This is a genomic window from Roseobacter sp. EG26 (genome assembly GCF_049830555.1).
Classification (GTDB): domain Bacteria; phylum Pseudomonadota; class Alphaproteobacteria; order Rhodobacterales; family Rhodobacteraceae; genus Roseobacter.
Genome location: NZ_JBNBLH010000007.1, coordinates 269,643 through 284,904 on the forward strand (window position 1 = coordinate 269,643; position 15,262 = coordinate 284,904).

Genomic DNA, 15,262 nt, shown 5'->3' on the forward strand with positions numbered 1-15,262 from the left:
GCGGTCGTGTCGAACGACTGTCAACTATTCAGAAGTACTGCCTTGTTTTACCGCTTTTTTCCAGTTTTTGTGACGCCGACCCAGCTGATCCTTTCCGCCCTGATATTCGTAGCGCCACCGGCGCAATCCAGTGAAGATGTCAGCCTGGTGTCTCAAGGCTTGAACGCTCTGGAGATACAAGATTTCAGCGCGGCGACGGCACATTTCTCCGAGGCCTTTGAAACAGGTGACGCGGATGGGGCTTTTTATCTTGGGCGGATGCTCGAACTGGGCGTCGCCGGTGACCCAAACCGAAAAGCTGCCATCGGCCTTTACAAGGCGGGAAGCGAAAAAGGATCGGCTCCAGCAAAAAACCGTCTTGGCGTTTTGCACATTCAAGGCAATGGCGTTTTGCAGGATTTCATAAAAGGTGCCCAGCTTGTCTGCGACGCGGCCAGTCTGGGGGACGTGAATGGCGCTTATAATTGCGGACTGTTAATCCGCGAAGGACGCGGTGTCGAAAAAGACGAAACTGCGGCTTACGCGTGGTTGGCAAAAGCTTCTGAGCTTGGTCATACCGACGCCACAAACGAGTATGCGTTGGGTTTGATTGAAGGCAGGTTTGTCGAGCAAAACTTAACCCAGGCAGTAGAACTTCTTCGAAAAACCTCCAACGGCGGCAGTCCAGCCGGCCTTTTTGCGCTAGCGCAGGTTCACGCGGCTGGACTTGGGGTTGATCAGGACGTGATACAGGCACATGCCTATTTCAATCTGGCGGCCGCGCTTGACCATCCCTTGGCTGCACAAGCCCGCAACGTACTGCAAAACCAAATGACTGCCTCTGAGGTCGCACGCGCGCAAGAACGTGCCCGATCATGGCGGCCCGTAAAAACAAAAAAGACTAATTGAAGCCAACGATTGTTGGTTCCTGACAGGGACTGTGAATATGCTGAGTTTAAGAAATCGCAAAGGCCACCTGGTCCGCTCAATGAGCCATGCTCTGGTGGTCACTATTTCTTCTACTGCGATACTTCTCAGCGCGGTCACACAGTCCTATGCACAGGCGATTATTGTCGACCCCTCTGCACCTGGCACGTCGTTTCTGGTCACCGGAAATGGGACACCGCAGGTTGATATTGCAGCGCCCCAAAGCGGTGTTTCTGTCAATAAGTTCAAGAATTTTGACGTAGGCGGCCAAGGAGTTGTTTTGAATAACTCCACGACTGATGGAATGAGTGTCATCGGTCAAAACGTCACCGCAAACCCAAACCTGATGGTGTCGGGACCCGCCAACACGATTGTCAATGAGATCACCGGCGCGGCATCCTCGTCACTGCTGGGCACAATTGAGGTGTTCGGCCAAGAAGCCGCCGTGATTATCGCAAACCCCAACGGTATTAGTTGCAATGGATGCGCATTCATAAACTCCTCAGCATCCATACTGGCAACGGGGGTGCCCACGGTCGACGGTTCAAACGTCGGATTACTGGTCAATAAAGGTACGATCACCATCGGTCCCGACGGGTTTGAGGCAGGCCAGCAAGGCGGCGTGTTTGGACGGCATGTCATTGTGAACGGACCCGTTACTACGATCGGACAAACAGCACAGAATGATCTGTTGATTTCCGGCGGTGCACAAAGTGTCAGCAGTATCGAGATCGCTGCGCTCAACGACACCGATATTGTATCTGCTCCAGGTCTTGCATCAAAAACATCACCTTTTGCCGTCGACGCCGCTGAGCGTGGAACGCTGACTTCGGGAAATGTTCGCATCGTCAACCGGGAGGCCGGGCAGGGCGTCAACCTCTACGGTGATGTGAACGCTCGATCATTGTCAGCCGTGTCTGCGGGAAACTTGTTTTACAAAGATGTGGAGGTAGAAGCAGGGGTATCCATCTTCGGCGAAAGTATTCGACAATACGGTGACCTGGCTGCATCAGGCAACGTGAGTGTAAATGGGACGAGCTTCACCCTTTATTCGGGCCGCAAGATAACATCGGGGTATGACAAAGTCACCGGTGATGCAGTGGCAGGAGACAATGGTCATATCTCCATCAATGCCGGAGATTTTGTGGTGATTGCCGGTGAAGTTTCGGGCATTGACGTGACTGTTGATGTCTCGAACGGCTCTCTCACAAATACCGGCTTTCTGATGGCGGATGGCGAACTTGTCGTCAGCGCCTTGGAGGGATTCTCGCAACAACGCAAAATAGCGCGCGAATATGACATCTATTTCGATCCAGCCTTGCAGCAGTATCTGCAGGCCTACTATGCGCAATTGATTGCTGGCGGAGCAGAAGCGGACATCGCTGCCGACATGATCCAACGCGCAAGCCAGTATGATATCGTCAAAGAATACGTCGATCGCGGCGCAACAGCGACGGCCACGAATGTGTCGATCTCGTCAGATGCGGGCAGCGTGACGAACACGGGCGGCGCAGTTGGTGCAACAAATGATGTCGTATTGTCTGCGGGCGTGGACATTATCAATAATTTCCTGACGCTACGGTCCAGACTGGGGGCAGACGATGGATGTCCGGCAGGAAATTGCGGATATCGAACCGACTTTTTTGCAGGGGAAATCCTTGCTGGCAATGATCTGACACTGTCTGCTGGTCAGAATGTCGAAAACCAGGCAAGTGATATCGCCGCCGCCAATTTAATCACCCTAAATGCGGGGCAGGATGTTCTCAACTTCCTGCGGCAGTCTACTTACAGCGCGACCGGCACAATTCCGATTACGGTGGCAGTTCCCTACAGCGCCGAGACTTGTGAGCGTGAGGGCAGAGATTATTTGTGCCAACGCTACACCGGGTACCAGTCCCAGGAGCGCACGGGCACACAGACCCTGGAGAAGAGTATTTTCAGACGGGGCAATATTGTCTCTCTCTATGGTGATGTGACAATCGACGCCGAACGAGACTTTGTCTCATTCGGATCTGTTCTGTCCTCTGGGCAGGATCTGGATATCAATGCCGGAGGCCGCGTACTGCTGTCGAACTTCATTGATGTCGTGGAAGCAAGCAGTACCGGAGAAATCGCCCAAACTTATCAAAAGTGTACCGGGTCGAGTGAGAACGGCGATTGCGTCACCAGCACTCGCTTTGTGACCGTCGATGGTGGCCGCTCTTGGGAATTGACGACCGCTTCCACTGACGTTCTGGGGAAGAATGTAACAATTCTTGCAAAGGAGGATATCGTTCTCCCAGGCACCCGGCTTGTCGCGACCGGTGATCTAAGTCTGATTTCGACCGAAGGCTCTCTTTTGGTTTCAGCCAATGATGTCCCCAATGAGGTGAGCGACAGCTACCCTGGCGGCGTAGAACTGGTCGAACTGCCCGAGGAAGACATTGGAAAGATATTCGCCTCTCCAGAAACTGCCGCAGAAAGCGCCGGGCAGGAGAACGCAGCGGTCTACGCAGCACTGCTCAAAGACGACAATTTGCTGACAGCGGTAGAGGCCCTTCGCCGCGCCGACACCGGGGCGGACATCAAAGACATCGCCAAATCTGTGGGGGTTCAGTCTTACGCGTCACTGTTTGACAACAGTAAACTTGAAACGCTGAACGCCGAAGCGCAGGTAGCGGTCAACACAGTCACCGATACGATTAATGGCCAGATCGAAGTACATGATCAGATCATCACGCAAAGCCACGAAGAGTTCCGTTCGGATATCGCGGACTTTACAAGTCGCCTCGATCTTAGTGATGCTGAACGCACGGCATCCATCCAAACCCAGTTGGACACTTTGGAAGCAGAGCGCCAGGTCAATACCTCACAAGTAGAAAGTACCTATCAGGCTGCTCTTGCCGCCAATCAAGCCCAGTATGGTCCCTATTTGTATGATCGGCACCAGGTGATCGAACGATGGGCTGGCGGTCGCGATCGGTATCCCATTTACAAATGGGTATATACTCCTAATGCTCACTACTTCTCACTCAAGAATGCTGCTGACGCGCAAGCCAATTCACTACGCGTCGAAGATCTTGCGGCCATAAACAGTCTACATGATGCCAATGTTGCCTTAACCCAGGCATCCGTTTCCGATGAGGGAATTGCGCAGTCAATATCAGCGAGATCGACGCGTTTTTATTCAGATATCGAAGCTCTTGGTCAGGAAAAACAAGTCCTTTTGGGCACGCTCTATGCGCAACTCCAATCAGCAAATCAGGCAGCGGAAAGAGTGGTCAGCCATCGAGCAGCTGCAGACGCAATCCGCGCCGGAGCAATTGTGAAAGGGACCGTCGTAGAAGGAGAGAAGTCGCTTGCAACTGCCCTCACGAATGACGCTTTTCCAGAACTTGCGCTGACACAGGATGTGTTTTCAGACGCCGACGGGTTCCTGAAAAATGCTCGTGACGGTGACCAAATCAGAACCCGGTTGGTCACGGCGAGCAGAGAGATTGGTGAGTATCAGGATCGGCTTCAGAATGTCGCCAAACAACGAAATGTTCCCAAATGTCACCGCAACAGAGGTGGCGACGAGATTTGTTACCCGCGTTGGGAAACATATTATGTTCAGGAACTCCGTCCTACCTGGGTCATTACGGGGACAGAAGAATATTTGGCACCAGAGACCTACTTCGATGGCGTTCCCTCGACAAATGTTCTCATCTCCGACACCAAATCACAACAAGATGCCTTTATCGGTGCAACCGCTTGGCGGCTCGGTGCTGCGAGCAATCTGAACGATCTGGCGGAAACGCCGCGAGCCCTTGTGACATCTCAAGGTGACTTGTCTCTGTCGACAGCAGGAAACGCCCATCTTGCCCACGGTGACTTTAAGAGCAAGGGCGAACTATCGGTGTTGTCTCTTGGGAATATTGCTCTTGAACGAGCCACCCTCGACGCCCGGGATGTTGATGTCATTGGGAGTGGCGACCTCGCGATTTACGGCTCATTTGCCAAAGCCCAGAATAATTTCGGCGCGGCTGTTGGCGGCAATGCGGAGGTTATGTCCCTTGGCACGGAATATGACAGCAACACCAACCCTGCACTGATTATTGGAACACTTGCGACAGATGCACGCCCGATCCTCCCTGGCGAGACCTTTATCTCACATGAGATGACATCCATTGATGCCGGTGGAGACCTGTCGGTCATAGCAGGCGGTGATGTGACGTTGAGCGGTCTGCAGGCGCGGACCGGCGGGGACGCACTGTTGACATCTGATCAAGATCTGACGCTGTCCTCTACGCAGTCCGTGATCGAATATCATACAGGCAATGCAGAAAATGGCACTGATCGCGTAGAGATCACGTCGCATCTCGCAGACTTTGACATCGGTGGCTCGTTCAGAGCCCTGGCGCAGGGCAATCTAACGCTGGAAGGTACGCAAGTAACCGCAGCAGGCTCAGTCAGGCTCGCTGCACTGAACAATCTGATCCTTGCCGCTGCGCAAGACGTCTATGACTACGATCATCGGACCTACAATAGTAGCTTGCTTTCCAATAAGACGACCCGCAATACGCGTACGGTTGTGACGAACAAGGGTTCTTCCTTATCCGCGGGTGGGGCATTAGAGCTTGAATCTCAAACTGGGAATGTCACAACCGCGGGAAGCAGTCTTGTTAGCAGCGGTGGCGACATCAGCATTTCGGCCACACAGGGCGACGTTCTCGCAGGGACCTATACTGATATCAATGAACAGTCGTCCTTTTCTCGGAGCTCATCATTTTTCGGGCTCTTCGGCTCAACCCGCAACTCATCGACAGCGCAACGCTTTGCGACAGGAACAACGGCATTATCCGCCCTGGATCTCTCTCTTGTCTCCGGTGCCGACACTGAACTGGTCGGCGCGCAACTCTCTGCTGGCAACGACCTGAACCTGAACGTTGGCGGTGACCTAAGGGTGCTTGCCGCGATCAATAGCGAACGCTCGGACTTTTTTGAAAGCAAGCTTGGCGCGGTTGTCGCAAGCACAGTCACTGAAAATTCGTTCCGTGAAACGGCCGTCCGGACCACGTTCAATGCTCAGGGCGACGTAAACATCACCGTCGGGGGGGACAGTTTCCTTACGCTTTACGGTGATCCGAACGTTACAGGTCCAAAAGCATCGGAGGTTTATCCGGATGAATTGCTGGCACTGACCAGCCTCGTCCTGCTCGACCGCGAACTTGCTGATGAATATTTCTACGACGAAAGCAAGTCACTTTCACCTGCATTCATGGCATTGGCGACGATTGTCGCAGGCGTCGGCATCGAAAAGATAATTCTAAATGCCGCAGCGGCACCTGGCGCTTCAACCGCCGTAAAAGCCCTTGCGACCAGCAACACTTCGCTTTCTGTAGCCGGGAATGCAGTTAAGGCATTTGCGGCGTCCTCCCTTATCGGCGCGACAAACGGGGCCGTATCCGGCGAGCTGGAACTGGACGACATTCTGAAGAATGCTGCGTTTTCTGCTGCGCAATCCTTCCTCGCCCAGTCCATAAACCTACGCGCTGCCGGTGATGTCGAAGGGTCACTTGAGGCGGTCAACAACTCAAATTCGCTGATGAGCTATGTCCGGACCAATCTGCGGTACGGAGAAGTCGGTGGCAGCCTGCCAGGGCTTCGCAACCTGAATCTGGCAAACCTCTCCGAGCAAGCTCTCGACGGCGCTTTGAATGCCGGTTTGAGCTCCGCTGTCTACGGGAATGATTTTGGCAGAGGGTTCAGCAACTCACTGATCCGCTCCGTCGTTGCTCTCGGTCTTGCCGATACCCAGAATAGAATTGGCGGCGTCTTTGCGGCTGGTCAAAACGGCGGTGAAGGCTCGGTCGGGCACGTACTCCTGCATGGCATCGCGGGGTGTGCTGCGGCGGAACTGCAGGGCGCGAGTTGTGGGGCGGGAGCCGCGGGTGGCGTTTCGCAAGCAATATTGGCCGGTCTTTATAACCAGGGTTCAGTTCTCACAGAACAGCAACAAGCAAATAACTCAGAACTAACCGGTGCGCTCGTTGGCTATATTTTCTCCGGAGGCAGGGCTGAAAACGTTTCGACTGCTTCTGCTATCGCGTTGTCCGGTTTCCGCAATAACTATCTTTTTCATGTAGAAGCCGCGCGGCGCGCAGAACTGCGTAACCTAAAATATGAATGCGATGCGTCAGATGCGTGCTCAGCAGAAGAAAGTGATGAAATTGTTTCGGAGCTTAATGCTCTCAATGAGCTTGACCAACAACGCGATGCGGCATTGGACACCGCCTGCGGTGGCGGCTACACCAGCGGTGCTGCTTGTAGGGTTGAAATTGCAAAATTGAAGCTGGCTTTCGATAGCTATCAAACCGCATATGAAAACGGAACGCTTAGCTACGATGGAACACAGAGTGAATATATCGACCCAGACAACGGCGTAGCAAATACTTATGGCACCTATCTTAGTACCCAAATGAGTCAGGCTGCGGCTACAGCTCTGCTGGAACTGCCGATTGATAATGCCACAGGATTAATCGACCTTGCTGCAATAACCCTAAGCGCCGCAGCTGGTGACCCTCAGGCACAAGCTCAATTGCTGTTGGTCAAGGATGCGTTCCTGCATCCACTCACAGCGATTGATAAAAGTATTAAGGCTGACCTTGCTGAGGCAGATCGGCTTGAAGCCCTTGGAACTGCGGATTCAATCAAAAGGGCTAACGCAATCCGTAGCAAGGTTTTCATTGAGGGTGCCTTCGCTGTCACAGGTATAACCGGTGTGCTTAGCGCGGCAAGTGGCGGCATTAGAATCGTTGGAAAAGCCCCAAATACTGGACCGTTGCCACCGCGTGTTGATATTTCTGATGACCTAAACCGTATCAATCGATCTGATGTTGATGCTCAATACCTTTACCGAGACCCTGATTCTGGTCATGGAATCGAGATTACGGTTCAAAATGGCTCATTGGAATTCAATGTAGCAGCGGGTGGTGATGCGGCGGCGCTTGGGTCAGGGACAGACATGTTCAATAGTGCAATACTTCGCCTACAACGTGACGGTGTAGTAGTTGATAGAGTGCAAGGGGTTTGGATTCCAGGTACGGGCAGCGATAACTATTCGCAGTTCATTAATAATGTGAATTCAGGTTTGACTCGAACCGACGCAGCCAGGAATACATGGACTGGACGCATCGCAGCCAGCCATGGCTATACGGAAGTTGTTGAGACGACCAGGCCTGGGAGTAACGTTATCGATTTTGAGTTCGTGAGGCCGTAGTATGCAGCGGAACTGGGCAAGTAGAGTTGACGATGGCGCTAAACCGTCGGAGCTTTTATTAGAAGTACTGGAAATTGACCCTAGCTTATCAGGGGGCCAACTTGCTGGGTTTATGATGGAAGAATTTCCAGGCATTTACAGGCATGCAGGGACTTTTGTATCGCGATGGATTCGGCCAGGTGCAACCACTACTCACGGCCTGACCACAGCAGATATGGACGAGCGTGTGCTCGAACTGATTGCCGAATGGAAAGCCATGCATAGAGACAATTAGGGAGTGTAAACCTAAGGCATGAGGTTTCTTCGCCAAATCATTGGGTTGATTGCTACGATACTGCTTTCGATTTTGAGTGCGGTTGCTATGCCAGTTGCGCCATCGGCATCACACCAAGTTGAATTTTTCCCATATCAAGAAGCGGTGGTAGCTGAACACACAAGCGTTCACTTCGCAGCACGCGCACCACCGTTAGCGGCGACCAATGTTGCGGTTACAGGTACTGCTGTTGCTGAGCAAGGCAACTGTATCATCATGCATGGGAATGAAACCCAAGTGGCGAGCTTTGGTTTTGATGTCTGTTTAGATGCCCCAAATAGCGTAGTGCCGACAAACATTCCAACCTCTGGTCGGAAGTTCAACCAGTTGACCTCAAGAGGATGGGATCAGTCTTACATCGACACTGTAGTGAATAGCCCAGTTCATACGAGTACGGCGACCAATCGCGCGACAGGAAATCCGGCAACAGCTTACTTTGATAACAGCGGTAATTACGTTGTCCGCGATAACGTAACAGGTGATCTAGTGCAGATGAGCAATCGGAATGACCCGAACTGGATTCCTGATCCAAGCATCACTGATCCATACATACCTTGATGGCGGCACCAATATGAGACTCGAAGCAATTTCTGAAAAGTATATGCAATTTTCGGTTCGCAAGTATAGCGAAGGATTTATTGCCCCCGTCTTGAAGCCGATTCATGCTCTTAGATATCTGGCTGATTGCTTGGAAGCAGGTTATCAACTTCTGGGGATGTCAGGGTTTCACCATTTTAAAGATGGGAAAATTCAACCCAATCAATCTTTCGAGGTGGATGCTGGTGAATTTGATACGCCGGAAGAATTTCTAAAAGTGGTCGGCGGGCTAGTTCTAGCGCAGATGAACACAAATGTTGTCTTCGAGATTGCCTTTGAAGATGGGCATTCCGAAAACGGCTCCGTGTGACCCGTGATGCGCTTTATCCATCACCTGATCCGAACATTTCTTGTGCTGCTCTTCGGGCAAGACATGTAATGTTTGAAGACTAGATTTAGTCGATAAGGTGAAGCGTGCCTCAGAGCAAAGAGCAAACAGTGGAAGCGAATTCCTACCCTTTTGCCATAGGGGTATTTTTTCTGGCGCTGATCGGCCTGTCGACCGTATTCGTTGTTGGTTACACCGCCGATATGCCGCGCGAGGTGTTTGTTGTGTTTGGGCGAGACATGTCATTGACACTTGGGCTGCAAGCAGGGTTTGGCGCGGCTTTTTCGTATATCTCCGCAAAAGTTATGCTGATCCTGATTTCTGTGATGGTCTCAATAGCCGGTGGTATTTTGTCTAATCTAAATGCAGATAAGTTTAAGCATGCAGCCGAAAAAACTGACGATGCCGCTATCAAAATCGCTGCGGCACCGCTTAAGGCAGTTCTTCTTTTAGCTATCTTGGTTTTTTGGGTGAGATTCCTGCATTTTTCGACTGAAGGCTTAGTGATAGTCGGAGGGTGGGTTTTGTTTGGAGTGATGCTGCTTGAAACCACTGATCGGGTCTTGCTTCGAAAACTGAAAAAGGTAGAGGATGAAAACGCGATTGCAGAAATCAAGAACTACCAGACTGTGCGATTGATTCTTTTCGCAACCATGATTTCAACTTCCGCATATTCTGCAGGCATTGCCGCTGAGCGCCATGCGAAACGCCAAGAAGCAAGAGTAATTTCGGAAAGGTTCGACCAGCCAGGAATTGTTTTTGGTGCGGGAGACATTGGTCTTTTGATATATGTGCCCGGTGAATTATCCGAAACTTCGATGAGAGGTTTGCTAGAAATACGCGAGCCTAGCGCTTGGTATTTGTTGCCGTTCTCTGGTGATCCGCTGGAGTTACGGTAGCTGAAGCAAGTTCACATCGACCAATCTAAATGGCGGCTCAGTGTTCTAAGCGGCGCATTGCTAACAGCCCAAAGCGGTCCCTCATATGGCGTGCTTCGCGCCCAACGCTGCATCTGCGAGATTTGAAGGTCGGTTTCCCGAAAGCAGACACTCAGCGGCTTCAGGCTGCCCGATCTGATGCCGCGTCCCGCCCCAATGGCAGCGAAGCGCAGGAAGCGGACTTTGCAAAGTTTCGAGATTGGCCCAAACCGGAGGATCTGACAACGGTCAGGGTGCTGGGATGCGGTCCGTGAGACCTGTCAATCTTTCATAGATCCGTTGATGCAATACAGACACGAGTCGGGCAGCATTTGGCCCATGTCGTAACGGCGTTGTCGCCTTTGTCGTACTTTGCGTACTACAAATTGCACAACAAAAATAAGATTTGACCAGTTAGGGAGAAAACCATGTTTGACCAAGTAGGCGATAGCGTCAAAGCACAGCTTATGACTATCGGATACGAGGGCGCGAATATTGCCGACTTTATTGCAACGCTCCAAGCCTCCAACGTGACAACCCTAATTGACGTACGCGAATTACCCCTTTCTCGAAAAAAAGGCTTTTCAAAGAACAAGCTACGCCAACAGCTTGAAGAGTCGGGCATCGCTTACCTACACGTAAAACAGCTAGGCGACCCAAAGCCCGGTCGCTTGGCTGCACGTGCGGGCAACATGAACGAGTTTCGCCGTATCTTTGGTGACCATATTAAGTTGGACGCAACGCGCGAAGCTCTCCAAGAAGTTGTGCCCGTAATTGAGGCGGGCGGCGCGTGTCTGTTGTGTTTCGAGCGTTGTCATTCCGATTGCCACCGGTCTATCGTCGCAGACGAGTTGGCAAAGTTGGCCGATTTTGAGCTGGCACACATTGGAGTAAAGCAAGGCATTGCAAAGCAGCACTGACGTTAAATCAGGCACCGCAGAAACCATTGTACTTATCAAAGCGGCCCCGATAATCGGACAGAAACACGGCGAGACAGTTTGTTGCGCCGGAATAGATATATACGGCCAATGGCACCGTATGTATCCAGTTTCGTTTCGTCTCTTGGAGGATGCTAAACGCTTCGGGCGTTGGGATATCGTTACATACAATTGGCGAAAGCCCACTGACGACGACCGCCCAGAAAGCCGTCACGTTGATAGCCAAACGCTGGAAATCTCGGGAAACATGAAGAAGGCCGAGCGGGCTAACTTCTTAGACAATCATATCACTACAAGCCTCAAAGCTGAAAACGAAGCGGGCCGCTCGCTTGCGTTACTTCGTCCAACGATAAAAGAGTTTGTGATTGTCCCGAAGTCACAAAGCGAAGTTGCTACGGAACAACGCAAGATTGACAACTATCACGCTCAATCCGATATGTTTGCGCCGCCGCCGGGCGTACCCCGCGTCGCGTGCCCATACCAGTTTAAATATAAATATCGTACTGACGACGGTGATCGTACCGGGACTTGCCAAGATTGGGAAACCGAGGCCACTTTTTACAAGTGGCGCAACGAGTATGGGGAGCAAGGTGCGGTAGCTCATATGCAGGAGGTGTACGGACACACTTTGCCTGAACGTGGCTTGTATTTTGCCATGGGTACGCACTCTCTCCACCGCGAGACATGGCTTATCAATGGCCTTGTGCAGCTAAGGGCAACAAAGCAACCGTCTCTATTTTAGCGCTTCAAATACTTGATGTTCCTAAGCCTAGGGCATTACCTAAGCGGGAATGTCTCCTTTGGGACTGGCAGGGGAGGTCGCGCCGCATCTAATCTGCCCAGATCGGAGCGAGTCGCCCGCTGCATCGCCGCAAGGCGGTAGTGAGCCCTTAGCAACCGTCGATCCAAGGCTCCGTTGCAACACGCCTAGACAAAGAAGATACATGACCTACACATTGCAGGCATAACCATTAGAGCTTTTGGGGTGAAATCTAAAAATGGATTTGATTTGTGAAGATGACGAAGTCCTCCACAAACTCGTCGGGGAGAACTCCCTTCGTGATTCAGAGATAGAGAAATATGAAATAAGACAGGGCGAAAGTGTAAGCGTCGACGTTCTATTTCGCATGCGTCCGAAATCAGATTGGCCAAGAATTTTGCTCCGTTTCAGTTGTTGTGAGTACTACTCCCTACACGGTCACAACGACCGTCCTGTCTGTGTTTCCCATTTAAAGCTGTTCATCTCGGATGACGGCAAGTTCTACGCTTCCTTTGATCCCTACGATGAAGAGCGTGTAGTCTCTGATGAAGACAATGATGTTATCTATTCAGAGCGAATTCAGGCTTACATGGTGCCAATGTCCTAGAACAAGCGTTGTTAGCTACTGAACTTGTGCGGCACGTAACTTCCGTAATTTCAAACAGAAGTGACTGCGTAACGAAAGGTCACTTTGTCCGCTGAGCCGACCTTGGATGGTGCAAATCATAGGAGCCAATGTCGGCTGTGAGCCCAACTTGTGAATTCACATTTTCTGCTGCGTGCGCTCGCAGCAAGAATTCTGCTGCACATGCTTGCTTCATGATGCTGCTCGGCGGCGGCGATACCTGCCATTCGATACTGGCGCAGCAAGAATTTAGAAGGCAAGGATCAAGTCGCGGGACAAAGCCGTAATCTGGATTTGCACTCGAACCATTGAGCGAAAATCAATACCGTTACTGAAACTCCAAAAGGTGAGGCATTAATGTTAGAAATTCTCTTGGTTGTTGGAATAGGTCTTGCCGGTGGCTTCGCTGTCGGTGCGCAAGCTCAAATCGCTGGCTCAATGGGCAATCGAATAGGTGGGGCTGCTGGGAGCTTCATAGTTCACCTAGGTGGAGCGGTTGCGTCGCTTGCATTGCTGATAGCCCGAGGCGGAGAAAACATTGGCGAATGGAAACACTTACCTTGGTACATGTTGGGAAGTGGCCTGTTTGGACTGGTCCTGTACCTGACGCTGAGTCAAACCATTCCAAAACTCGGAGTAACATCAGCGATTACACTGGTTGTTGTCGGGCAGCTTCTAGTGGGGCTACTTATTGAACATTTCGGATTATTTGATGCCTCCATCAGAAGCATCGATTTGTCGCGGATTGCGGCAGTCGTTTTGCTTCTGGCCGGCGCGTTTCTGATGCTTCGTTAAGTTAACCGCCTGCCTTTAAGGTCAAAATTGGGCTTAGAGCGACCTGATGCCCATGCGGCAATGCCATTGCGGTAGGCTGAACGAGACCCGCCATTTGGCAATCTCGCCAAAACCATGATTTTGCAGTGGCTCGGACGGTGCGCTGCCGTTGGCTATCAATGAGCCGATGTTCAGGACATAGGCGGCGAAATCTGACTGCGAGCCCAATCGTTCCAATGCCGCGTAGAGTGCCGAGGTCCGCTTTAGTTCAAGCTATGAGAAAGCGCTCAATGTGCCCGCAGATGATTTATCCGCCGGATTATGATACGAACGCAGTATCAGTTTAAAGGAGATAAGCGATGAGAAAGCAAGCTGCGCTACTTTTTTCGGTGTTTTTAGCAATTGGCAGTACTGCCCTACAGGCATCTGCAGCAACCATTACAAATTCTTTCGACAGTGATGCACAAGGTTGGACAGGAAACCCCGGAGAAGGTTCACTGGCTTGGGTTGCGTCCGGTGGCAACCTGGGCGGTCATATCCGGATTACGGACATCGGAGGGGGGATAAACAATGGATTTGCGTCTGGGGCTCTTGCTGGGGCCGATTTTCTTGGTGATCTAAGCGCGTTCAACGGCGGCATGTTGTCTTTAGATATGGCAACATTTGCAGGCGGTGGCGGGACATTTCCAAGTTTCGGAAATCTCAGGGTTGAAGGCGGTGGTCTGGTCGCGAACGTCGATGTCGCAGCAAATGCGCCCATAGGCGGTTGGCAAAGCTATTCCGCAACTTTTGATGCTGCAACATGGGGTGTATCAGAGGCAGATTGGACAACGATATTGTCGAATGTCACACTTTTTGGTGTTCCGACCGACGCCTTCGATGGCGGCGACACCATAGGAATTGACAATGTCACACTGGCATCGAAGCAGATGTCTCCTGTTCCACTTCCAGCAGGTATGTTGCTCTTGCTATCTGGCCTGATAGGTATTGGCGCTATAAAAAGACTTGGGCTTAAATCGGATTTGTAAGTTTTCGAACCGATCTATTGGATAGTATTGCTGGGTTGTGCTCAGGACTTTGGTTTGCGGCCGTTGGATCGACCAAACTGAATTCACCCTTTGTCCCGCGTCTCGTTTGTCGAAGCTGGCCGCAGCCAAAGCGTGCTTTTGGTTTGGACGTGAACGTGACTCACGAATGACCGCATTGACGACATGCGCTGCGCAGCGGCAACAAGCGTGCCGCAGTTGCAAAGCTATGCTGCGTCAGCGAAGCCCGAAAAGTGAATGACGGGAAATCCCGCACTCCCGACCTTAAGCACTTAAAATCACGAATTATTCCTGACCAAAACTCTCAGATGTCGGCAAAGAGCCGAGGCTGTGTGGAAACTCCGGATGATGTATGCTTCTGGTCAAATACTGGAGGCGGGCATGTCAGGGTATATCGAGGGTGTGGAGCGCGGTCAGGCGACGCTTTTTCCGGACAGGCTTGAGGATTGGATCAACGAGGATAATCCGGTTCGCGTGGTTGATCTCTTTGTGGAGGAGATTGATCTTGAACAACTGGGTTTTCTGCGCATCTCACCCGCGCGAACAGGTCGGCCTGGTTATCATCCGTCGGTACTGCTGAAGCTCTTCATCTACGGCTATCTGAACCGGGTTCCGTCCAGCCGGGCGCTTGAGCGAGAGGCTAGGCGCAATGTCGAGGTGATGTGGCTGACGGGTCGGTTGGTCCCGGATTACAAGACGATTGCGGATTTTCGCCGCGACAACGGTCTCGCCATCCGACGAACCTGCGCCCAATTCGTCGAGCTCTGCCGCCGGATGGGCGTGCTGAAGGGAGACTGTGTCGCGATTGATGGCTCCAA

10 protein-coding genes are annotated in these 15,262 nt (G+C 51.8%); all 10 read left to right on the top strand.

Features of this window, described 5'->3' with window-relative positions; all coding sequences use genetic code 11:
* The first annotated feature begins 69 nt into the window (after positions 1–69).
* The gene (locus ACOTTU_RS17200; protein ID WP_425659838.1) at positions 70–888 is read left to right on the top strand and encodes a tetratricopeptide repeat protein; all 819 of its coding nucleotides are present in this window, start codon (positions 70–72) and stop codon (positions 886–888) included.
* Positions 889–967: 79 nt separating this feature from the next.
* Positions 968–8,146, top strand: a complete 7,179-nt coding sequence (locus tag ACOTTU_RS17205; protein ID WP_425659840.1) for a hemagglutinin repeat-containing protein — start codon at positions 968–970, stop codon at positions 8,144–8,146.
* A gap of 292 nt (positions 8,147–8,438) precedes the next feature.
* Positions 8,439–9,017, top strand: coding sequence for a colicin E5-related ribonuclease (locus tag ACOTTU_RS17210; protein WP_425659842.1), 579 nt, complete (start codon positions 8,439–8,441; stop codon positions 9,015–9,017).
* Between the two features lie 13 nt (positions 9,018–9,030).
* The gene (locus ACOTTU_RS17215) at positions 9,031–9,366 is read left to right on the top strand and encodes a hypothetical protein (protein ID WP_425659843.1); all 336 of its coding nucleotides are present in this window, start codon (positions 9,031–9,033) and stop codon (positions 9,364–9,366) included.
* Positions 9,367–9,494: 128 nt separating this feature from the next.
* Entirely contained in the window at positions 9,495–10,283 is a 789-nt protein-coding gene (locus tag ACOTTU_RS17220; RefSeq protein WP_425659845.1) for a hypothetical protein, read from the top strand.
* 446 nt (positions 10,284–10,729) lie between these two features.
* A complete protein-coding gene (locus ACOTTU_RS17225; protein ID WP_425659847.1) occupies positions 10,730–11,221 on the top strand; it encodes a DUF488 family protein in 492 nt (163 codons plus the stop codon).
* Between the two features lie 265 nt (positions 11,222–11,486).
* Positions 11,487–11,981, top strand: a complete 495-nt coding sequence (locus tag ACOTTU_RS17230; protein ID WP_425659849.1) for a hypothetical protein — start codon at positions 11,487–11,489, stop codon at positions 11,979–11,981.
* Positions 11,982–12,981: 1,000 nt separating this feature from the next.
* Positions 12,982–13,419 (top strand): DMT family transporter, encoded by a 438-nt coding sequence (locus tag ACOTTU_RS17235; protein WP_425659851.1) that lies wholly within the window; start codon positions 12,982–12,984, stop codon positions 13,417–13,419.
* A gap of 338 nt (positions 13,420–13,757) precedes the next feature.
* Positions 13,758–14,426, top strand: a complete 669-nt coding sequence (locus ACOTTU_RS17240; protein WP_425659853.1) for a VPLPA-CTERM sorting domain-containing protein — start codon at positions 13,758–13,760, stop codon at positions 14,424–14,426.
* 399 nt (positions 14,427–14,825) lie between these two features.
* A partial coding sequence (locus ACOTTU_RS17245) for a transposase (RefSeq protein ID WP_425659868.1) occupies positions 14,826–15,262 on the top strand: 437 nt, incomplete at its 3' end.

What these genes read in the sequence shown, in the direction of transcription:
- ACOTTU_RS17205 (WP_425659840.1), top strand. Translation starts at nt 968, where the DNA reads ATGAGCCATGCTCTGGTGGTCACTATTTCTTCTACTGCGATACTTCTC.
- ACOTTU_RS17210 (WP_425659842.1), top strand. Translation starts at nt 8,439, where the DNA reads ATGAGGTTTCTTCGCCAAATCATTGGGTTGATTGCTACGATACTGCTT.
- ACOTTU_RS17225 (WP_425659847.1), top strand. Translation starts at nt 10,730, where the DNA reads ATGTTTGACCAAGTAGGCGATAGCGTCAAAGCACAGCTTATGACTATC.
- ACOTTU_RS17235 (WP_425659851.1), top strand. Translation starts at nt 12,982, where the DNA reads ATGTTAGAAATTCTCTTGGTTGTTGGAATAGGTCTTGCCGGTGGCTTC.
- ACOTTU_RS17230 (WP_425659849.1), top strand. Translation starts at nt 11,487, where the DNA reads ATGAAGAAGGCCGAGCGGGCTAACTTCTTAGACAATCATATCACTACA.
- ACOTTU_RS17215 (WP_425659843.1), top strand. Translation starts at nt 9,031, where the DNA reads ATGAGACTCGAAGCAATTTCTGAAAAGTATATGCAATTTTCGGTTCGC.
- ACOTTU_RS17240 (WP_425659853.1), top strand. Translation starts at nt 13,758, where the DNA reads ATGAGAAAGCAAGCTGCGCTACTTTTTTCGGTGTTTTTAGCAATTGGC.